The sequence below is a fragment of the Pseudomonas sp. A genome, from assembly GCF_056270345.1.
Genome location: NZ_CM149873.1, coordinates 1,029,572 through 1,049,983 on the forward strand (window position 1 = coordinate 1,029,572; position 20,412 = coordinate 1,049,983).

Sequence of the window (20,412 nt, forward strand, 5' to 3'; positions counted from 1 at the left end):
GGCTCTGTTTGTTGCGGGCGTCGGTGTTTAGGCGGCCGGAACGACGTCAGTCGTGTTCCGGGCCACGCAGGTTCTCGAATTGCGACATGCCATCGGGGATCAGGTCGCGGACGATGGTCGCGAAGTCGGCGTCGACCAGCTTCTTCGCCCGGCGCAGCAGCACCGGCAGCGGGCTGGAGGGCTCGTGGCGGGCGTAGTACTGGAGCACACGCTCGAGGCTCTGCAGCACGTCATCGCGGCTGTTCACCTCGCCGGGGCGCGCCGCGACAGCCGCGGCACGTGGCGCGGCGACGGCGGGCTGCGGGTCGTCATTGGCGCCGGGCGCCGTCACTTCGTCCATGCTCGCGCTGACCGGCGCCGAGCCTTCCGGGCTGTAGTCGGTCAGCACCTGCTGGACCTGGCGCAGCGGCTGGCGCAGGGCGGACAGGTCGACGCCGCTGGCCGAGCCGACCTGGTCGTTGACCCGGCTCTCGATGGTGTCCAGGGCTTCGCGGGCCAGTTGCAGGGCCTGGCGGCATTGCGCGAGCTGCTCGGGGTCGGCGTCGCGCAGGGCGGCGGCCAGTTCCTCGGCGCTCAACTGCTCGCTGGCGAAGTGCTGCACGCCCGCCGCATGCAGGGCGGCACGCAGGGTGACCGGGCCGAAGGTGCGCGAACGCACCAGCACGGCGTCGCGCAGCAGGGCGATGTTGGTGTCGCAGGTGAGTCCGGCCAGGGCGTTGACGCGCACGGTAGGGTCGTTGTCGTCGGCGGCGTCCAGCTGCGGGTGCAGGTGCAGCCAGTATTCGCCCAGCAGATCGCGGATCAGTTCGAGGCTCGCGGCCAGGCCCGGCAGGCCGTGCAGGGCCAGGTTGGCCTGGACCAGAAAGTGGGTGATGCGCAGGTCCTTGCTGCGTTGCAGCAGGCCTGTGCAGGACTGTTCGATGGCGCGCCACTGCGGCGGTTCGGCCGGCTGCACGGCGTCGCCCATCACACGCTCGGGGCGGCCCTGGGCATCACGTTCCAGTTGCAGGAAATCGGCATCGTATTCGAGGTCGTCGCCGCACGGAAAGTCTGCGGAAACAGCGGCGAGCAGCTGCGGTGAGTTCACCAGAAATCGATCTCCATATCGGCCCTTGGTGAGGGCGTCGTTTGCGCCAAGTTGCAAATGTGAAATGGCGCACAAACTTGTCAAAGAATGCGAAGTTGATATCACCGTGATATCACTTTGGCACTCTTAAGTTGCGCATTTATGGTTTATTTCCAAATTGCTGTCAAGGTAAGCTACGCGCCGCGAAGGGCGACTGTGAACCAGTTGGCAGGTATTCGTGTCCATTGGTCAGGTGCCATCAAAGTGCCTTGCCGATAGGGTTTAATACGACCTTTCCGGGAAGCGAATTTCGGTGTGAGGCCCAGTACTTACAAGGGTTTAGCCGGAAAGCGGGGTCGGGCTCGCGAATCCACTCAAATGGATGTGTGAGTGTTTCATATATATGCAAGGAGGCGTGATGGCACTTTGCCTGACCATTACCAGTTATCACAAGATCACCCCTGGGCAATGCCCGGAGAAGTTGCTGGAAAACGGTGCCATCAGCGTAGGTCGTGCGGCGGATAATGACTGGGTACTTCCCGATCCGGAACGCCTTGTTTCTTCGAAACATTGTGTGATCCAGTTCAAGGATGGCCGCTATTACTTGACCGATAACAGCACCAACGGCGTGGAACTGGTGCATGCCGGTATTCGCCTGCGTCGCGGTAACAGCGAGCCGCTGATGGATGGCGAAGTTATTCGAATTGGCGATTACGAAATCCAGGCGCGCATCGACGCAGGCCTGTCGATTCCGCTCGCCGGGCAGCCGCAAGCCCACAGTTTCGAAGCCCTGATGGCCAACCAGGTGGCCGCCCCGAGCGCGCCCATCGTCGGCGCGCCGGCCGCGTTCCTGCAGGGGGCGTCGAGCCACGATACCCTGCCGGACCTGTTCGACTTTCTTGGCCCATCCACTGTGCCTCCGGTCAGCCAGCCGGATCATGTCCCCGCCCAGCAGCATGACTTCCGTCCGCCCACGCCAGTGGCGCCGCCGCCTGCGCCAGTGCCGGCCGCCATGCCCGCCGCGCCGGGCGTAATCCCTGACGACTGGAACCTGTTCGACGAAACCCCCGTCGTTGCCCCCCAGCCTGCGCCTGTCATCGCGCCGCCCCTGCCAGAGCCGGAAGCGCCGGTGGCACCGGTCGTCACGCCTATGCCGGCACCCACCGCCGTGTCGGCACCTGCGCCCGACCCGGTTGGCGCCGGCGATGCCTTGCTGCAGGCCTTCCTGCGTGGCGCGGGCATCGAGCACCTGCGCATCGACGCGGCCGATGCCGCCGCGCAGATGGAGGCGGTCGGGCGCAGCTACCGCCTGATGGTCGAGGGTCTGATCGACGTGCTGCGCGCGCGCAGCAGCCTGAAGGGCGAGTTCCGCATGCAGCAGACCACCATCGCCCCGGTGCGCAATAACCCGCTGAAGTTCGCCCCCAACGCCGACGAAGCGCTGCTGTTGCTGCTGCGCGAGGGCAACCAGGCGTTCATGGCCCCGGACCAGGCGGTGCGCGACAGCTTCGACGACCTGCGCGCCCACCAACTGGCGGTGATGGCGGGCGTCGAGGCGGCCATCAAGCACCTGCTCGAGCGCTTCGAGCCCGCCCGCCTGGAGCAGCGCCTGGCGCCCGCCGCCGGGCTGGCCAAGCTGTTCGGCGGTTCGCGCCAGGCCCACTGCTGGCAGCAGTTCACCGAGCTCTACAGCCAGATTTCCCGGGAAGCCGAAGACGACTTCCAGGACCTGTTCGGTCGCGAGTTCAGTCGCGCCTACGAGGCCCATAGCCAACGCATTCAACGCTCCTGAGGCCAACGCCCGGAGCACAGGAAGAACACAGGACGTCATGAGGACGAGGATGAGCGCAACGAGACTGATCGCAGCCCTGGCCATGGTGCTGCTCAGTGCCTGCAGCAAGGACAGCCCGGTCGAGCCCGCCGTTACCGACGCGGCGCCGGCGGCCACGGGCATTACCCTGTACTTCAGTGCCGCGGCCGGGCTCAACCCGGGCGCTGGTGGCACGCCCGCGCCGGTGCGGGTACGCATCTACGAGTTGAAGAACAGCGCCGCCTTCGCCCGCGCCGACTATTTCGCCCTGGCCGAGCGTGCCCAGGCCACCCTGGCCGCCGACCTGATCGACCAGGACGAGGTCCTGCTCCAGCCCGGCGAGCAACTGCGCCTTGAGCGTCCGCTCGACCCGGCCACGCGCCAGGTCGGCCTGGTGGTCGGCTACCGCGAGGTCGACCAGGCCCAGTGGCGCAGCGTGCTGCCGGTGCCGCCTCGTGACTATCAGATCAGCCTCGATGTGCGCGCCGTGCGCAGCGCCGTGGCCACCCCACAACCTGAGCCTGCCCGCTAGGCAATCGGAGAACCCATGTCCTGGAACAATCGCGTGGTCTGGTCGGAAGGGATGTTCATCACCACCCAGCACTTCCAGCAGCACGACCGCTACCTGGAAAATTTCGTCGACGCCCGTAACCGGCCGCTCAGCGCCGCCGCCTGGGGTTTTTCCGAGCTGTTGGTCGACCAGGGCCTGCTGGCCCAGGGCAAGCTGGCGATCCTCAGCGCCCGTGGCCTGTTGCCGGACGGCACGCCGTTCGATATCCCGCGTGACGACCTGCCGCCTGCGCCGCTGGAGATTCCCGACGACCTGCGCAACGGCGTGATCTATCTGGGCCTGCCGCTCAAGCGCGCCGGTGCCCGCGATACCGTCGACGACGGTGAAATACCTGATGGTGCGCGCTATGTCAGCCGTATCAGCGAAGTCCGCGACGACAACGCCCCGTTCGAGAACCGCGCGCCGTTGGCCCTGGGCAGCCGCGCCCTGCGCCTGCTGCGCGCCGAGGATGGCCTGAGCGACTATGCCGCGCTGGGCGTGGTGCGCATCCGGGAGAAGCGCGCCGACCGTGCCCTGGTGCTGGATGACGGTTACATCCCGCCGCTGCTCGACGTGACCGCCAGCAACCTGCTGTCGGGGTTCCGTGGCGAACTTCTTGGCCTGCTGCACCAGCGCGGCGAGGCTTTGGCCGGGCGCGTGGTGGCTTCGGCCAACGGCGGTGCCTCGGAGATCGCCGATTTCATGCTGCTGCAACTGGTCAACCGCGCCCAGCCGCTGGTCGAGCACCTCAACCAGCTGACGCCGCTGCACCCCGAGCGGCTGTACAGCGAGTTGGTGGCCCTGGCTGGCGAGTTCGCCACCTTCACCCGCGAAGGTCGCCGCCCCGAGGCATATCCTGTGTACCAGCACGACGACCTGGCGGCGACCTTCGCCCCGGTGCTGGTGGCCCTGCGCGAGGCCCTGTCGATGCTGATTGACAGCAAGGCCGTGGCCATCCCGCTGGTCGAGAAGGCCTACGGCATCCATGTCGGCATGCTGGCCGACCGCAGCCTGCTCGACAGCGCCAGCTTCGTCCTGGTGGTGCGCGCCGACGTGCCCAGCGAGACCCTGCGCAGCCGTTTCGGCCAGCAGAGCAAGATCGGCGCGGTGGAGCACATCCGCGACCTGGTCAACCTGCAGCTTCCGGGCATCAGCCTGCTGCCGTTGCCGGTGGCGCCACGGCAGATTCCGTTCCATGCCGGCTCCACCTACTTCGAACTCGACCGGGGGAGCGAACACTGGAAGCAGCTGCAGCATTCCGGTGGTTTCGCCATTTACGTCGCCGGCGAGTTCCCCGGCCTGAACCTGGCCTTCTGGGCGATTCGGGGATAACGCGATGGCGTTCGATCATGTCGCAACCTCGTGGGAGCGGGCTTGCCCCGCGATGCAAGCGACGCATTGCCTGGCACCGGCTGCGCCGGTGATCGCGAGGCAAGCTCGCTCCCACGCTGAACCTACCCGCTATCCAAGGACCGGAGACTAAGCCGCGATGCAATCGGACGATCCGCTCGCCAATGACCGCACCCAGTTCATGCCGCGCCCCGGTGGCCGAGGCCCGCAACCGGCCGCGCCCGGACCTGCGCAGGCGCCACCGCCGCCACTGAATGTGCCGGCCGAACCACTGGCGCCGGGCCAGGCGGCGGGCCTGAACCCGCTGGAGCAGGCTGCCGGCCCGCTGCTGGCGCTGCTCACCCGCCTGCGCAACACCATCGCCCACCCGGCGCCGGCCAGCCTGCGAGCGCAGCTGCTGGCCTACCTGCGCCAGTTCGAGGAGCGCGCCGAGGCCGCCGGGGTCGCGCGCAACGAGGTGCTGCTGGCGCGCTACGCGCTGTGCACCGCGCTCGATGAAGCAGTGCTCAGCACGCCATGGGGCAGCGCCAGCGACTGGGGCAAGCAGAGCCTGCTGATCACCGTGCACAACGAGGCCTGGGGCGGCGAGAAGGTGTTCCAGCTGATGGAGCACTGCCTGCAGAGTCCGCGTGAGCGCCTGCACCTGCTGGAGCTGTTGTACCTGTGCACCAGCCTTGGTTTCGAAGGCCGCTACCGGGTGATGAACGGTGGCCGTGCCCAGCTCGAGGCCCTGCGCGAGCGCACCGCTGCGACCATCCGCAGCGCCCGTGGCGATATCGAGCGCGAGCTTTCGCCGCACTGGCGTGGCGTCACCGTGACCCGTGACCGCCTGGCGCAGTTCGTGCCGCCCTGGGTCGGCCTGGCCCTGGCCCTCGCGCTGCTGTTGCTGGTGCTGTTCGGTCTGCGCCTGAAGCTGGCCGCTGACGCCGAACCGGTGTTCCGTGGCATCCATGCCCTGGGCGAGATCCCGGTGCAGGCCATGGACCGCCCGGTGGTGCAGCCAAAGCCTGTCGAGCGCCCGCGTCTGGCCGGTTTCCTGGCCGAGGACATCAAGGCCGGCCGGGTCGCCGTGGAGGATGCGGTGGACCGCTCGGTGGTGACCATCCGCGGCGACGAGCTGTTCGCCTCGGCCAGCGCCAGCATCAAGGGTGACTTCGAACCGCTCATGCTGCGCATCGCCGAAGCCGTCGCCAAGGTCAAGGGCAACGTGAAAGTCACCGGCCACAGCGACAACCAGCGCATCGCCACGCTGCGCTTCCCGTCCAACTGGGCGTTGTCCCAGGCCCGTGCCGAGGAGGTGAAGAACCTGCTCGCCGCCCGCACCGGCCAGCCCGGGCGTTTCAGCGCCCAGGGCCTGAGCGACACCGAGCCGCTGGCGTCGAACGACAGCGCGCAGGGCCGGGCGAAGAATCGCCGGGTTGAAATCACCGTTCTGGCGGAGGGCGTCGAGTGAAGGCGTTTTTCAGTTTTGTCATTCGCTGGGTGGTCCCGGTGCTGGGCCTGCTCGCCCTCAGCCTGATCATCTGGTTCCTTGGTCCGCTGCTCGATGCGCTGGTGCCGGTCGCGCCGCGCCTGGTGCTGATCGTCCTGCTGTTCGCGGTGTGGATTGCCTACCGCGTGTGGCGCATCGTCCAGGCCCGGCGCCAGGCGGCCAAGGTGATGCAGAGCCTGGCTGCCGAGACCGCGCCTGACCCTGCCGGCGTTGCCACCGCCGAAGAGCTGGCGACCCTGCGCCAGCGCATGGATGAGGCCCTGACGCTGCTGAAGAAGGCGCGCCTGGGCGGTGATGAGCGGCGCAATCTGTACGAGCTGCCGTGGTACGTGATCATCGGTCCGCCCGGCTCGGGCAAGACCACCGCGCTGGTCAACTCCGGCCTGCATTTCCCGCTGGCGGCGCAGCTGGGCGAGGGCGCCATCCGTGGCGTGGGCGGTACGCGCAACTGCGACTGGTGGTTCACCGACCAGGCCGTGCTGCTGGACACCGCCGGCCGCTACACCACCCAGGACAGCCATGCCCAGGTGGACAAGGCGGCCTGGCTGGGCTTTCTCGACCTGCTCAAGACCCAGCGTTCACGTCGGCCCATCGACGGTGCCTTCATCGCCATCAGCCTGTCCGACCTGCTGCTGGGCAGCGACGCCGAGCGCGCCGCCCACGCGGCGGCGATCCGCACCCGCATCCAGGAGCTGTACAGCCAGTTGGGCGTGCGCTTCCCGATCTACCTGATGCTGACCAAGCTCGACCTGGTGCCGGGCTTCATGGAGTTCTTCGACAGCCTGAGCAAGGAAGAGCGCGCCCAGGTGTGGGGCATGACCTTCCCCCTGGATGACGGCCAGCACGGCGATGGCCCGCTGGCCCAGTTCGGCAGCGAGTTCGCCTTGCTCGAGCAGCGCCTCAACCAGCGTCTGGTGGAGCGCCTGCAACAGGAACGCGACCCGGCGCGGCGCGACCTGGTCTACGGTTTCGTCCAGCAGTTCGCCGCCTTGCGCGGCAACCTCAAGACTTTCCTCGACGGCATCTTCAAGCCCAACGCCTTCGAAGCGCGCGCCCTGTTGCGCGGTGTGTACTTCACCAGTGGCACCCAGGAAGGCAGCCCCATCGATCGCCTGATCGGCAGCATGGCCCAGAGCATGGGCCTGGACCGTGCCCACCTGGCGCGGCAGAACGGCACCGGGCGCAGCTACTTCATCGAGAAGCTGTTCAGCGCCGTGGCCTTCGCCGAGCGCGGCCTGGTCGGCAGCAACCCCAAGGTCGAGCAGCGGCGCAAGTGGATCGCTCGCGGCGCCCTGGCCCTGAGCGTGGCCCTGGTGCTGGTGGTCGGCACCTTGTGGACCCTGAGCTACCGCGCCAACCAGCAGTACATCGCTGAAGTCGACGGCCGTCTCAAACCACTGGGCAAGAGCGTCCAGGAGCTGAGCCCGGCCCAGCGCAACGTGGTCGACGTGCTGCCGCTGCTCAACGGCGTGCGCCGCCTGGCCGAGGATCCGCCCGGCTGGGCCGAGGGCCTGGGGTTGTACCAGGGCGACATGCTCGAAGGCGAGTCGGACAGCGTCTACCGCAAGCTGCTGATCGCCATCTTCGCCCCGCGCCTGGTTACCCGCATCGAGGAGCAGCTGTACGCCGGCGGCCCGTCCGACTATCTCTACGAGGGGCTCAAGGCCTACCTGATGCTGGCCGACGGCGAACACTACGACGCCGAGTTCATCAAGGCCTGGGTCACCCTCGACTGGGAGCGCAGCCTGCCCCGCGACCTCGCTCCGGACCTGCGCCAGGCCCTGGAGCAGCACCTGACGGCGCTGTTCGACAAGCGCCCGCCCAATGCCCGTCTTGACCAGCGCCTGATCGACGATACCCGTCGCCAGCTGCAGCAGCTGCCGGTTGCCCAGCGCGTCTACGATCGGGTCAAGCGCCAGAAGCTGCCGGCCGGGGTCGGCGACTTCCGGGTCAGCGACGCCGCCGGTCGCGACGCCGCGCTGGTGTTCCGCTTCAAGAACGGCAAGCCGCTGAGCGAGCCGCTGCCGGGTATCTTCACCGTCGAGGGCTACCGCAAGGCGTTCCTCGCCGCCAGCCTGGCCCACAGTGAGACCCTGGCCGAGGAGCGCTGGGTGCTGGGCCGTGAGGCCAGCGAATCGGGCGATGCCAAGCGCCTGGCCGACGATGTGCTGCAGCTGTACTACCAGGACTATATCCGTCATTGGGATGCGCTGTTGGCGGACCTGGACTTCGTGCCGATCACCAGCGTCGGCCAGGCCGCCGATGTGCTGCGGGTGCTGTCCGGGCCGACCTCGCCGATGAAGAAACTGCTGCAGGCGGTCGCCAAGGAGACCAACCTGGCGCAGCCGACCACCCTCGACAAGGTCCAGGCCAAGGCCGAGCAGGCCGGTGTCGACCAGCTGCGCCAGCGCCTCGGCGGCCTGCTCGGCGATGCGCCGCTGCCCAGCGACAACCCGGCTGCCCGTGAGGTCGACCCGGTGACCGCGCACTTCGCCGAACTGGCTGCGCTGGTGGAAACCGGCGAAGGGCAGCCTGCGGCCATCGACGGCCTGCTCACCGACCTCAACGCCCTGTACGTGCAGGTCAGTGCCATGGTCGGCGCCAGCGGCGACGCGCTGCTGGGCGAGGCCAAGAACCAGGCCCAGGCCGCCGCGCAGCGTGTCGCCCTGGGCGCCGCGCGCCAGCCCAAGGTGGTGCAGAACCTGGTGGGCTCGGTGCTCGGCTCGACCCACAACATCGTCATGGGCGGCGTGCGCAACCAGCTCAACGCCGCCTGGACCAGCGAAGTGGTGAACGTCTACCGCCAGTCCCTCAGCGGCCGTTATCCGCTGGTGGCTGGCAGCGCGCGGGACGCCACCCTGGAGGACTTCGGCCTGTTCTTCGGCGTCGGCGGGGTGATGGACAACTACTTCCGCAAGTACCTGCAACCCTACGTCAACACCTCGAGCACGCCGTGGAGCTGGCAACCGGGCGCGGCGCAGAAACTGGGGATCAACAGCAACGTGCTGTACACCTTCCAGCGCGCGGCGAGCATCCGCGATGCGTTCTTCCGCAACAGCAACGGTGTGCAGCCGGGCGTGCGTTTCGAGCTCAAGCCGGTGGCGATGGATGCGACCATCACCCAGTTCCTGCTTGACCTCGATGGCCAGCAGGTCAGCTACGACCACGGACCGAGCCGGCCGGTGGCGTTGCAGTGGCCGAACCCCAACAGCATCGGCGTGGTGCGCCTGTCGATCTCGCCGCCCTCGGCCACCGGCCGTTCCGGCCTGACCGTGGAAGGCCCCTGGGCCTGGTTCCGCCTGCTCGACCAGTCCGACCTGGTGGCCGGCAGCTCGCCGGAACGCTTCAACCTGCGCCTGCGCGTCGATGGCGCCAGCGTGTCCTACGAGCTGCGCGCCAGCAGCGCCTTCAACCCGTTCCGCAGCCGAGTGCTCAGCGGTTTCAGCCTGCCGGAGCACCTGTGAACGACGTGGGTTTCTACGGAAAACTGGCCAGCCGCGGCGACTTCGTCAGCCGCGGCCTTCCAAACAGCTTCATCCAGCCCTGGGACCAGTGGCTGGCGGCGGGGATGCAGGCCAGCCAGCAGGCGCTGGGCGAGCGTTGGCTCGAGGCCTACCTGGTCAGCCCCTTGTGGCGTTTCGCCCTGGCGCCGGGGTTGTGCGGGCCCGAGGCGGTCATTGGTGTGCTGATGCCGAGCATCGACCGGGTCGGGCGGTATTTTCCGCTGACCGTGGCCCAGGTGCTGGAGCCGGGGCAGCCGTTGGCGCCTGTGGTGGCCGGGGCCGAGGAGTGGTTCGAGGCGGTCGAGGTGGCATTGCTGGCGACGCTTGAGCCTGGGGCGGCCTTTGAGGGTTTTGAGGCTGCTTTGCAGCCTTTTCGCGGCGCGAGGCCGCTCCTACAGGGACCGCGTGTGACTGTCGGTGGGGTGCAGCGGTTGGATGCGACCACGCCGCAGGGGCGTGCGCTGGCGTTGGCCGAATGCGCCTGTGAGGGCATGAGCCTGTGGTGGGGCAGGGGTTCCGAACGTATCGCCCCGGGGTTGATGCGCTGCGCGGGTCTGCCCCGCAGCGAGGATTTCGCCGGGTTTCTACTGGGTAGCGAGGCGCGGACCGAATGACCGACATGCAGTACACAGCGGCCAGCTACAGCCATGTCGGCATGGTGCGCAAGATCAACGAGGACGCTTGCCTGGAGTTGACCTGGGCAGGCCTGTGGGCGGTGGCCGACGGCATGGGCGGTCATGCGGCGGGCGACTATGTCAGCAGCCTGGCCATGGACAGCCTGCGCAGCCTGCCGATGCTCGACTCGCTCGACGACTTCAGCGGCGAGGTGCGCGACGGTCTGGCCTGGGTCAACGGCATCGTGCGCGAGGAAACCGTGCGCCGCGGCGTGACGATGATGGGCAGCACGGTGGTGGTGCTGGCGGCGCGTGGCGACCAGGCCATTGGCCTGTGGGCCGGCGACAGTCGCCTGTACCGCCTGCGCGATGGCCGCATCGAGCGCCTCAGCCATGACCACAGCTACGTCCAGGAGCTGCAGGACAGCGGCCTGCTCAACGAGGCCGAGGCGCGGGTGCACCCGCGCGGCAACATCGTCACCCGCGCCATCGGCGTCGAGGACGACCTCGACCTGCAGGCCGTGGCCCTGCAGGTGCGGCCCGGCGACACCTACCTGCTGTGCAGCGATGGCCTGAACAAGACCGCCGAGGACCACGAGATCGCCGAAGTGCTCGGCCACGCCGACCCTTACGAGGTGGTCCGCAGCCTGGTGCACCTGGGGCTGACCCGTGGCGCGCCGGACAACATCACCGCAGTGGTCGTCAAGGTGAACTGAAGACATCATGGACATGCAGATCCCCGGATTCGATATCGATCGCGAGCTTGGCCAAGGCGCCATGGCCAGCGTGTACCTCGCCACCCAGCGTTCCCTGGAGCGCAAGGTGGCGCTGAAAATCATGGCGGCGAGCCTGGCCGCCGACCCGACCTTCTGCGAGCGCTTCCTGCGCGAAGGGCGCACCCTGGCGCGGCTGGCACACCCGAACATCGCCACCATCCACGACATCGGCAATGTCGGCGAGCTGTACTACATGGCCATGGAGTACCTGCCCAGCGGCACGCTCAAGGAGCGCATTGCCGATGGCCTGACGCCCGAGCAGGGCCTGGCCTACGTGCGCCAGATCGCCCTGGCTCTGGGTTATGCCCATGCCCAGGGCCTGGTGCACCGCGACGTCAAGCCGGCCAACATCCTGTTCCGCGCCGACGGCACCGCGGTGCTGTCGGACTTCGGCATCGCCAAGTCACTGGATGACCGCACCCAGTTCACCCAGGCCGGCTTCGCCGTCGGCACGCCGAGCTACATGAGCCCGGAACAGGCGCGCGGCATGGAGATCGACGGCCGCGCCGACCTGTATGCGCTGGGCGTGGTGCTCTACGAGATCCTGGTCGGCAAGCTGCCGTACAGCGGCACCGACGCGCTGTCCACGGCGCTGGCGCACCTGACCGAGCCGCTGCCGGAACTGCCCATCGAGCACGGCCGCTACCAGGACATCCTGCGTGGCCTGCTGGCCAAGGATCCCAACGAGCGCTTTGCCGACGCGGCGGCGTTGCTGGCCGCGCTGGACCGCCTGACGGTGCAGGTACCGGTCGAGGACAACGACAGCACATTGGTCCGCCCGCTGCCGCTCCCGCCGCCAGCCATCCCGCAACCGGTGTCCATCGACATTCCGCAGGCCCTTCCCGTGGGCGAGCCTGCCCGGCGGCCCGAACCCAAGGCCGCTCCCGCCGTGAAGTCCGGATCGAACAAACCGGCCAAGGCCGTGCTGGCGGTGGCGATCGCGGCGGCGCTGGGTTTGGGGGGCGCGTTCTTCTGGTTGCTCGGCGGCAGTGACGCGCCCGCGCCTGAAACACCGGTGGCGCAGACGCCCGCCACCAGCGTGGCCCCCGCCGAACCCAAAATCACGCCTGCTGCCGCTTCGGACGATGGCCGTCCATTGCTGATGCCCGGCAAGAAGACCCTGTTCCAGCGTGTGCTGACCAAGCCCGACGCCCAGCTGGTGGCCGAGCCCGGCGATGCCTCGGGCGAGAAACTGCCGGCCTTCTCCGTGCTCTACGTCTACCAGCGCAAGGATGTCGGCGGCCAGGCCTGGGTCCAGGTCGGCGCCGCCAGCGACGGCCAGCGCGATGGCTGGCTGCCGGCCGCGCAGACCAGCGACTGGAAACAGAGCCTGGTGCTCAAGTTCACCGAGCGCTCGGGCCGCTCGCCGGTGATGTTCATGCGCCAGGTGGACGATGTGCAGCACCTGCTCGACGACACCGCCCAGGCCCGCGACAGCCTGCTCAAGGCACAGAACCATCCCGACCAGGTGCCGCAGGTGGTGGCCCTGGAGCCGACGGCCAGCGCCGTGCCGCAGAACCAGTTCTACCTGATGCCGATCTTCGACTACCGCGAAAGCTTCGACGTCGGCGGCCAGCCGGTGCAGTTGCTCAACATCGCCTCGATCGACCCCGGCGCCAGTGCCCGCGACAGTGCGCCCAAGGCGGCCGGCGTGACGGCGGTCAGCGACAACAGCTTCCGCACCGGCATCGTCCTGGTGGTGGACACCTCGGTGTCCATGCAGCCCTATATCGACCGAGTGCGCCAGGTGGTCAGCGAGCTGCAGCAGCAACTGGCGGCCCGGGGCGAGCTGGACAGCGTCAGCTTCGGCCTGGTGGGGTTTCGCAACAGCGTCAAGCGCACCCCGGGCCTCGAGTACCTGAGCAAGACCCTGGTCAGCCTGGAGGAGGGCCGGGATCCGGCGCGCTTCCTCAAGGCCGCCTCTCAGGTCAGGGCCACCAGCGTTTCCAGCCATTCGTTCAACGAGGACGCTTTCGCCGGGGTGATGCAGGCGGTCGAGGGCATGGACTGGTCCGGCTACGGCGGGCGCCTCATCCTGCTGGTCAGTGATGCCGGCGCACTGCGCAAGAACGACCCGTTCAGCAGCACCCAGATGAACGAGGCCGAAGTGCGCCAGGCGGCGCTGAGCAAGCAGATCAAGATCTACGCCCTGCACCTGCGCACTCCGTCCGGGGTGAAGAACCACGGCTCGGCCGAAAGCCAGTACCGCGTGCTCACGGCCGACAGCAATCCGCAGATCGGCGATCTCTACGTCGGCGTGCCGGGGGGCGAGGTCGGCGCGTTCGGCGAGCGCGTGCGCGAGATTGGCTCGACCTTCGCCGAGCTGGTGCACCAGGTGCGCAACCGGCAACCACAGCCGGTGCCGCTGCTGACCTCGGCCTCGGGGCTGGCGGCCAAGTCCCAGGCCATCGGCTACGCCATGCACATGGACTTCCTTGGCCGTCATGGCGCCAGCCAGGCGCCGCAGCTGGTCAGCGCCTGGACCGCCGACCGCGACCTGACCAACCCGACGCTGCCGACCCTGCAGGTGTGCGTGATGCTCACCAAGCTGCAGCTCAACGACCTGCAGCAGTCGCTCAAGCTGATCGTCGATGCCGCGCGCAAGACCCGCAGCTCGCCGGGCGATTTCTTCAACGAGATCGCCAGCGCCAGCGCCTACATGAGCCGCGACCCCGGCGCCCTGCGCAAGGGCGCCAACCTGGCCCAGGGCGGGGTGCTCGGCGAGTACCTCGATGGCCTGCCGTACCGCAGCAAGTCCCTGAGCATGACCCAGGACCTGTGGCTGTCGCTGTCGGTGGCCGAGCAGGAGGACTTCATCGACGAGCTGGACTCGAAGATCCGCCTGTACGAGACCTTCCACAACGACATGGCCAACTGGGTGCGCTTCGGAAAAGCCGAGCCGGGTGACGCCCTGTACCGTGTCCCGCTGTCGACGTTGCCGTGATGATCCGCCTGGACGGGGTGCGCAAGACGCGCGGGCAGGGTGCCCAGCGTTACAGCCTGCAGGTCGACCGGCTGCACCTGGCCGTGGGTGAGCGGGTGGCGCTGGTCGGCCCCAGTGGCTGCGGCAAGAGTACCTTGCTCGACCTGCTGGCGCTGGTGCTGGCGCCGGATGCGGCAGAGGGTTTCGTCCTCGGCGGCGAGGATGTCGCCGGGCTGTGGCGCGGCCGACAGCTCGACCGCCTGGCCAGCTGGCGTAGTCGGCACCTCGGCTACGTGCTGCAGGCGGGCGGGCTGCTGGGCTTTCTCGATGTGCGCGGCAACATCCGTCTGCCGCGCCAATTGCTGGGGCTCGACGATGACGGCAGCGTCGAGCGCCTGGCCGAAGCGCTGGACGTGCACGATCAACTGGGCAAGAAACCCGCCGCCCTGTCCCTTGGCCAGCGCCAGCGGGTCAGCTGTGCCCGTGCCCTGGTCCATGCCCCGACGCTGCTGCTGGCCGACGAGCCGACCGCAGCACTTGACCCGGTCAACGCCGAGCGGGTGATGCAGCTGTTGCTGCGCGAGGCCGAAGCGCGCCAGGTGACCTGCGTGGTCGCCACCCACGACGAAGGCCTGGCCCGCCAGGCCGGGCTGACGGTGCTGCGCATGGCCTGCCGGCGCGAGGCCGACGGCGGCGTCACGGCAACCCTGGAGAGGGCCGCCTGATGCGCCCGCTGCTGATCGCCGGGCTGGCCTGGCAGGACTACCGCAACGATGCGCGGCTGTCGGCGTGCGGCGTGCTGGCGCTGGTGGCGGTGATTGCGCCGCTGCTGGTGCTGTTCGGCCTGAAGTTCGGCCTGGTCGGCAGTCTGACCGAGCGCCTGCAGCGCGACCCGGGCGTGCGCGAGATCATTCCCCTGGGCGGTGGACGCTTTCGCGCCGAGTTCATCGACGAACTGGCACAGCGTCCGGGAGTGGCCTTCGCCATCCCGCGTACCCGACAGATCGCCGCCACCGCCGAACTGCTGTTGCCCGCCCACGGGCGTGGCCTGACGGTTGAAATGCTGCCCACCGCAGAGGGCGATCCCTTGCTGGCGCAGGTCGCTCCTCCGGCGGGGCTGCAACAGGTGGTGCTGAGCTTTACCGCCGCGGAAAAGCTCGGCGCCAGGGCCGGAGACGAGCTGCAGGCCAGCTTCAGCCGCCAGCAGGCCGGGCAGATGCAATGGCGCCAGACGCGCCTGCAGGTCACCAGCGTGTTGCCCCTGGCCGCGTTCGAGCGCGATGGCCTGTTCGCATCGTTGCAGTTGCTCGAGGCTGTCGAGGACTACCGTGATGGCCGCGCGGTGCCGGCACTGGAGTGGCAGGGCGAGGCGCAGGGCTCCGTGGCGCAGCGGGTGTACCCGGCGTTCCGCCTGTATGCCCGCGAACTGACCGACGTCGAGCCGCTGCGCCAGTTCTTCGCCGAACGCAAGCTGCTGGTCTCGACCCAGGCCGCACAGATCGCCCAGGTGCAGTCGCTCAGCCGCAACCTCGACCTGGTGTTCTGGATCATCGCCAGCCTGGCCGTGGCCGGCGCCGTGGCGGCCATCGCCGCGGGTGCGGTGGCGGCGGTGGAGCGCAAGCAGCGCGAGCTGGCGGTGCTGCGCCTGCTGGGCTTCGGCACCGCCACGCTGCTGTTGTTCGTGGTGCTCCAGGCGCTCTACAGCGGCCTTTTGGCTGCCGCCGTGGCGGGGTTGTTGTACCTGCTGGCCGAGCACGGCCTGAACCGACTTTTCATGCAGGTGCCCGGCGAGTTCGCCAGCCACCTGCTGCCCATGCACTACCTCGTTGCGTTGTGTGCCGTGCTGCTGGCCAGCACTGCCGCCGCCGCCCTGGGCGGCTGGCGGGTGGCGCGCATCGAGGCCTGCCAAGGAATACGTGATGTCTGATCGCCGCCTCGGGGCTGCCGCCCTGATCCTCACCGCGCTGAGCCTGGGGGCCTGCTCCCCGGCCGATGGCGACGACAAGGCCAAGCCGGCCGTGCAGTCCCAGGCCGTGGCTGACAGCAAGTTCGACAATCCCAAGCCATTGCCGGGCGATGTCAGCCTGCCGCTGCCTTGTGGCGGCGAACTGGTGCTGCGCAGCGTCTACGTATTGGCCCAGGGCAGCCTCGATGACCGCGAGGTCAACCTCGGTTACCCGTTCAGCGAAGGCGAGGCTGGCTACAAGCAGTCATTCATCTCCGGTTACCGACGCGATTTCATCAACGGCCAGTTCAGCCTGCAGGACCTGGCGCCGCAGTGGCAGAAGGCGGTCGGCCCGAGCCTGCCGAAGGTTGACAAAGGCAGCCCGCTTACGCCGATGATGTACTTCATCGGCAAGTACGAAGTGACCGCCCGCCAGTACGCCCAGGTGATGGCCCAGGCGCCGTCGCTGGCCGGCGGCGACGCGGCGCCGGCCTGTGAGGCGAACAACGACGCGGCGGGGCGCCTGCCCAAGGTCAAGCTGTCGCGCTTCGAGGCCGAGCGTTTCGCCGCCGTCTACAGTGCCTGGCTGATGAAGCACCATCGCGACCTGCTGCCGGTCAGTGGCCGTGGCAGCAAGGCCGAGGACGGTGGCACCGGTTTCGTGCGCCTGCCCACCGAAGTGGAGTGGGAGTTCGCCGCCCGTGGCGGTTCGGCGGTCAGCCGCCAGGAGCTGGAGGGACGCCTGTTCCCGCGCAAGGTCGAAGGCGCCGACAGTGAAGGGCCGCTGGCCGATTTCGCGGTGTTCAACCAGGTTGCCGGCGGCACCGGGCAGGCGGCGCGGCTGATGCCGATCGGTACCAGGCAGCCCAACCCGCTGGGCTTGTTCGATGTGATCGGCAACGCCGCCGAGATGGTCCAGGAGTCATTCCAGCTGGTCAACGCCGGGCGCCTGCAGGGCGCCTACGGTGGTTTCGTGGTCAAGGGTGGCAATTACCTCGAGGGCGAGGGCACCCTGTTCACCGGCATGCGCCGCGAGTACCCGCTGTTCGGCGCCGACGGCACCGAGCAGCGCAACGAGACCACTGGCTTTCGCGTAGCCATCGGCGCCCTGTCGGCGCCGCGTTCGCGCTACCAGGAGCTGTTCGAGCAGTGGCAGAAGGAAGGCCGACTGGCCGGCCTGACCGACGACATCGACGCCGCCCAGGACCCGACCAAGCGCCTGGACAGCATCATCGCCGCCGCCACCGACCCGCGCCAGCAGGCCGAGCTCGGCCTGGTCAACGAAGAGCTCAAGCGCAACGTCTCGCTGATCGCCCGCCAGCGCGAAGAGGCCGCCGGCAACCTGATCCAGTCCGCCGCCCTGGTGGCCGAGACCGTCAACAACTACAACATCCGCCTGACCAACCTGCAGGCCACCCAGGCCAAGGCCGAGGCCTCGGGCGACCAGACCAGCGCGCGCATGTACGGCGCCGCCATCGCCAATGGCCGCGCCGCCCTCGACGGGGCCGTGGCGATCTACATCGACAACCTGGCCAGCGGCACGCGCTACACCGACGCGGTGATCCAGGCGCAGTTCCAGCGGGTCAGGGAAGAACTCAATCGCAAGCCGGTCCTGGGCAACAGCCTGGTGACCCGCGCCACCCTGTTCGTCCGCCACGTCGGGGAGTACCGCCAGAACCGGCGGGCCGATCCGGCGACGATCCTCAAGGAGCTGCTGGCATCGGCCGCCCCGCGACCCTAAGGACAGCTTCGACAGAAAGGACTCCCGGGTGGCACGAAGCCCCCGGATACCGAGAAACCCAAGAAGAGAAACCAGACCATGTTCACCCGCAAACCCCTGATCACTGCATCCCAGGCCCGTACCGCGCTGCTGCTGGCAGCCGGTTTCAGCACCGTGCTGTTGAGCGGTTGCGCCAGTTCGCCCGTGTCCAAGGTCGGCGCCACGACCAAGGTCGAGTACTACCCCAACTGCTACGAGCCGGTGCAGCACCTGCGCTCCACCGACGGTGACATGACCCGCTCGGTCGCCACCGGCGCGCTGCTCGGCGCGGTCGGCGGTGCCCTGACCGGCGCCCTGGTCGACAAGGAAAATCGTGGTCGCAATGCCGCCATCGGCGCCGCCGGTGGCGCCCTGGTCGGCGGCGCGGCCGGTTACTACACCGAGCGCCAGAAGCAGATCAGCGACGACAAGCAGCGCATCGCCTCGTATGCCACCGATATCGACAAGAGCGCCGCCGACCTGGACCGCACCACGGCCTATGCCAAGTCGTCGCAGTCCTGCTACCAGCGCGAGTTCGCCAGCCTGATCCAGAACCGCAAGTCTGGCCGCATCAACGACACCGAGGGGCGCAAGCGCCTGGCCGAGATCGTCTCCGGCCTGCAGGAGTCGAACAACCTGCTGACCACTGTGAACGGGCGTCTGGGTGAAAACCTGAACAACTACACCCAGGCCTACGAGCAGGACCTCAAGCAGGTCGGCGTCGCGCGCACCGACGTGGTCGCCGTGGCCGAACCGCCGAAAGTGGCGACCACCGGCAAGAAGAAGGAGGTGAAGAAGGTCCAGCCGGCCAAGAAGGTGACCAAGGACGTGCCGCAGGAAGCCGTGGCCACCGAGAAGACCCTGCAGAACGCCACTGGCAAGAAAGCCGAGGCCCAGCAGGTGGCCAAGGCCGGTACCGACCAGGTCAACGCCATGTGCCGCAACCCGGACATGGGTGACTGGGCGCCGGTGCCGTGCCCGAACGTGTGATCCGTTAAGGCCGCTCGCCGACCTGTGTAGGAGCGGGCTTGCCCCGCGATTGCGATGGTGAATGTACCGGCGCAATCGCGGGCAAGCCCGCTCTCACAGAGCTGCACAAACTAATTGATTTAGCAGGGACCTGTGGGAGCGGCTTTAGCCGCGAACACCGGCGAAGCCGGTGCCATCCTTCGCGTCGCTTGCTTCGCGGCTAAAGCCGCTCCCACAGGGTGCGCGCTGGCCGGGTAATCACAGTTCCCCGCGCGATACGGTCGCTCATTGTAATAGGAAACCGATTTGTGACAGACCTGCTCTCCAATTCCCTGGGCAGCACCTCTCAGTTCATGGCACGTCAGCGCATGCAGGGCCGCATCGATCAGCAGAAGCTGTTCAAGGCCATCGACGCCGACCCAGGCATCGTCGGCGCGGGTGTCGTCTACATCGATGCCGACTACAACGTCATCACGCTGCGCGAGTTCCAGCCGATCTGCAGCATCAAACCCAAGCGCATCATCCTGCGCGAGGCGCCTCGCTACACCTCGCCCGAGCAATTCATGAACCAGCTGCAGACCAATCCGCGTGAAGCCCGGGTGGTAAAGGAGGCGGTCAACACCACCTTGTCCTGTGCCGGCGCGGTGCTGGGCTGGATCGTCATGTTCAGCGGTACCATCGCCGTGCCGTTTTCCGGGGGCGCCAGCCTGGCGCTGACGGTCGCGGGCTATGCTGCGGCAACCGCCAGTACCGCACAATGCGGTATCGGCCTAGTGCGAACCGCTTTCGAGGCAACCGACCCTTCGCTTAATGATGCACTGGATCAGGAGGCGTGGTACCAGGCCGCCACCCCCGTGCTCGATGTCGTGTCGTTGATGGGCGTGGGGGCTTCAGGCCTTACGACGCTGAAGTTCCTCCAGGTGCGCAAGGCCGCGACCGGCAACAGCTGGTATCAACTGACTCGCTCGTTGAGTCGACAGCAACGCAAGGCGCTGACCAGGGAACTGCTGACGATCAAGCATCCGGCCCTGACGGCCAAGCAGTTGAAGCTCCGGCAAAGTGCGGGCGAGCTGGTCAAGCGCTTCACGCCCACGCAGATCAGCCACTCCACACAGACGCTGATCAAGGACTCGCTGGGTGGTTTCATTGGCCTGGCCGGCAGCGGTACGGTACAGGGCATGGCTGTCGGGCTTTACGAGGAAATCTCCGAATGATCCGGCATCCTGAGTTGAAGGGCTTTCTTCAGCGGTACTTCGGCGTGTTCATCGGCGCCTATTTTTCGTCGATCATCGCCGTGGCCTGGACATTCGCATTGGTGTGGAGCACCTATTGCCGGCAGTGCTCGAAGGACGGGCTCTTCCCCTGGAGTCTCTTCATTACGCTGGCGGTCTTCATGCTGGGCCATGGCGCAGTGGTCCGGGGACGTGCCTGGGGTGCGTGGCTCGTGGCGGGGCTGTGCGTGGCTAGCATGGTGATCACGCTGACGACCTACGGGCATCGTCCCAACCTGTTTATCTACACCAGCAGCCTGGTTGCTGGGCTGGTGACATTGCTGTTGCTCAATAGCCGCAGATACCGGGAGATGCGCGTTCGCCTGGCGGAGTATCGGGAGCATCGACGCCAGGGGCGTCAATGAGTCCAGATCCCTCTGCGCG

General features: G+C 67.9%; 15 protein-coding genes. 14 read left to right on the forward strand and 1 reads right to left on the reverse strand.

Annotation, left to right across the window (positions count from 1 at the left end; translation table 11 throughout):
* Nucleotides 1-46: 46 nt before the first annotated feature.
* Nucleotides 47-1,087 carry a type VI secretion system protein TssA gene (gene tssA / locus AC0MAZ_RS04660; RefSeq protein WP_234561215.1) on the reverse strand — a complete coding sequence of 347 codons (1,041 nt, stop codon included), beginning with the start codon at nt 1,085-1,087 and terminating at the stop codon, nt 47-49.
* Between the two features lie 397 nt (nt 1,088-1,484).
* On the opposite strand from tssA, the gene tagH reads away from it, so the two are divergent.
* The 14 genes from tagH to AC0MAZ_RS04730 all read left to right on the forward strand — a co-directional run bounded on the left by tagH (nt 1,485) and on the right by AC0MAZ_RS04730 (nt 20,393).
* Nucleotides 1,485-2,858 carry a type VI secretion system-associated FHA domain protein TagH gene (tagH, locus tag AC0MAZ_RS04665; protein WP_475860368.1) on the forward strand — a complete coding sequence of 458 codons (1,374 nt, stop codon included), beginning with the start codon at nt 1,485-1,487 and terminating at the stop codon, nt 2,856-2,858.
* Between the two features lie 49 nt (nt 2,859-2,907).
* Nucleotides 2,908-3,408 (forward strand): type VI secretion system lipoprotein TssJ, encoded by a 501-nt coding sequence (gene tssJ, locus AC0MAZ_RS04670; RefSeq protein WP_186712079.1) that lies wholly within the window; start codon nt 2,908-2,910, stop codon nt 3,406-3,408.
* A 15-nt stretch (nt 3,409-3,423) separates the two neighbouring features.
* Nucleotides 3,424-4,758, forward strand: a complete 1,335-nt coding sequence (gene tssK, locus AC0MAZ_RS04675; RefSeq protein ID WP_475860370.1) for a type VI secretion system baseplate subunit TssK — start codon at nt 3,424-3,426, stop codon at nt 4,756-4,758.
* A 157-nt stretch (nt 4,759-4,915) separates the two neighbouring features.
* Nucleotides 4,916-6,229 (forward strand): DotU family type VI secretion system protein, encoded by a 1,314-nt coding sequence (locus AC0MAZ_RS04680; protein WP_232854854.1) that lies wholly within the window; start codon nt 4,916-4,918, stop codon nt 6,227-6,229.
* Nucleotides 6,226-9,732 (forward strand): type VI secretion system membrane subunit TssM, encoded by a 3,507-nt coding sequence (tssM, locus tag AC0MAZ_RS04685; RefSeq protein ID WP_475860372.1) that lies wholly within the window; start codon nt 6,226-6,228, stop codon nt 9,730-9,732. The genes AC0MAZ_RS04680 and tssM overlap by 4 nt, the downstream gene beginning before the upstream one ends.
* Nucleotides 9,729-10,385 carry a type VI secretion system-associated protein TagF gene (gene tagF / locus AC0MAZ_RS04690; protein WP_475860373.1) on the forward strand — a complete coding sequence of 219 codons (657 nt, stop codon included), beginning with the start codon at nt 9,729-9,731 and terminating at the stop codon, nt 10,383-10,385. The genes tssM and tagF overlap by 4 nt, the downstream gene beginning before the upstream one ends.
* Nucleotides 10,382-11,101: a PP2C family protein-serine/threonine phosphatase gene (locus tag AC0MAZ_RS04695; RefSeq protein ID WP_475860375.1), complete on the forward strand. Its 720-nt coding sequence runs from the start codon at nt 10,382-10,384 to the stop codon at nt 11,099-11,101. The genes tagF and AC0MAZ_RS04695 overlap by 4 nt, the downstream gene beginning before the upstream one ends.
* A 7-nt stretch (nt 11,102-11,108) precedes the next feature.
* The gene (locus AC0MAZ_RS04700; protein WP_475860377.1) at nt 11,109-14,105 is read left to right on the forward strand and encodes a serine/threonine-protein kinase; all 2,997 of its coding nucleotides are present in this window, start codon (nt 11,109-11,111) and stop codon (nt 14,103-14,105) included.
* Nucleotides 14,105-14,809 carry an ABC transporter ATP-binding protein gene (locus tag AC0MAZ_RS04705; RefSeq protein ID WP_475860379.1) on the forward strand — a complete coding sequence of 235 codons (705 nt, stop codon included), beginning with the start codon at nt 14,105-14,107 and terminating at the stop codon, nt 14,807-14,809. The genes AC0MAZ_RS04700 and AC0MAZ_RS04705 overlap by 1 nt, the downstream gene beginning before the upstream one ends.
* Nucleotides 14,809-16,011 carry an FtsX-like permease family protein gene (locus AC0MAZ_RS04710; RefSeq protein ID WP_203648677.1) on the forward strand — a complete coding sequence of 401 codons (1,203 nt, stop codon included), beginning with the start codon at nt 14,809-14,811 and terminating at the stop codon, nt 16,009-16,011. The genes AC0MAZ_RS04705 and AC0MAZ_RS04710 overlap by 1 nt, the downstream gene beginning before the upstream one ends.
* Complete coding sequence (locus AC0MAZ_RS04715; protein WP_475860382.1) at nt 16,004-17,770, forward strand: formylglycine-generating enzyme family protein; 1,767 nt, start codon at nt 16,004-16,006, stop codon at nt 17,768-17,770. The genes AC0MAZ_RS04710 and AC0MAZ_RS04715 overlap by 8 nt, the downstream gene beginning before the upstream one ends.
* Nucleotides 17,771-17,848: 78 nt before the next feature.
* Nucleotides 17,849-18,778, forward strand: coding sequence for a type VI secretion system-associated lipoprotein TagQ (gene tagQ / locus AC0MAZ_RS04720; RefSeq protein ID WP_475860384.1), 930 nt, complete (start codon nt 17,849-17,851; stop codon nt 18,776-18,778).
* A 332-nt stretch (nt 18,779-19,110) separates the two neighbouring features.
* Nucleotides 19,111-19,971 (forward strand): NAD synthetase, encoded by an 861-nt coding sequence (locus AC0MAZ_RS04725; RefSeq protein WP_475861388.1) that lies wholly within the window; start codon nt 19,111-19,113, stop codon nt 19,969-19,971.
* Nucleotides 19,968-20,393, forward strand: coding sequence for a hypothetical protein (locus tag AC0MAZ_RS04730; protein ID WP_475860385.1), 426 nt, complete (start codon nt 19,968-19,970; stop codon nt 20,391-20,393). The genes AC0MAZ_RS04725 and AC0MAZ_RS04730 overlap by 4 nt, the downstream gene beginning before the upstream one ends.
* The last annotated feature ends 19 nt before the right edge of the window (nt 20,394-20,412 follow it).

What these genes read in the sequence shown, in the direction of transcription:
- AC0MAZ_RS04730 (WP_475860385.1), top strand. Translation starts at nt 19,968, where the DNA reads ATGATCCGGCATCCTGAGTTGAAGGGCTTTCTTCAGCGGTACTTCGGC.
- AC0MAZ_RS04695 (WP_475860375.1), top strand. Translation starts at nt 10,382, where the DNA reads ATGACCGACATGCAGTACACAGCGGCCAGCTACAGCCATGTCGGCATG.
- tssJ (WP_186712079.1), top strand. Translation starts at nt 2,908, where the DNA reads ATGAGCGCAACGAGACTGATCGCAGCCCTGGCCATGGTGCTGCTCAGT.
- AC0MAZ_RS04700 (WP_475860377.1), top strand. Translation starts at nt 11,109, where the DNA reads ATGGACATGCAGATCCCCGGATTCGATATCGATCGCGAGCTTGGCCAA.
- AC0MAZ_RS04710 (WP_203648677.1), top strand. Translation starts at nt 14,809, where the DNA reads ATGCGCCCGCTGCTGATCGCCGGGCTGGCCTGGCAGGACTACCGCAAC.
- AC0MAZ_RS04715 (WP_475860382.1), top strand. Translation starts at nt 16,004, where the DNA reads ATGTCTGATCGCCGCCTCGGGGCTGCCGCCCTGATCCTCACCGCGCTG.
- AC0MAZ_RS04680 (WP_232854854.1), top strand. Translation starts at nt 4,916, where the DNA reads ATGCAATCGGACGATCCGCTCGCCAATGACCGCACCCAGTTCATGCCG.
- tssK (WP_475860370.1), top strand. Translation starts at nt 3,424, where the DNA reads ATGTCCTGGAACAATCGCGTGGTCTGGTCGGAAGGGATGTTCATCACC.
- tagQ (WP_475860384.1), top strand. Translation starts at nt 17,849, where the DNA reads ATGTTCACCCGCAAACCCCTGATCACTGCATCCCAGGCCCGTACCGCG.
- AC0MAZ_RS04705 (WP_475860379.1), top strand. Translation starts at nt 14,105, where the DNA reads ATGATCCGCCTGGACGGGGTGCGCAAGACGCGCGGGCAGGGTGCCCAG.
- tagH (WP_475860368.1), top strand. Translation starts at nt 1,485, where the DNA reads ATGGCACTTTGCCTGACCATTACCAGTTATCACAAGATCACCCCTGGG.
- AC0MAZ_RS04725 (WP_475861388.1), top strand. Translation starts at nt 19,111, where the DNA reads ATGGCACGTCAGCGCATGCAGGGCCGCATCGATCAGCAGAAGCTGTTC.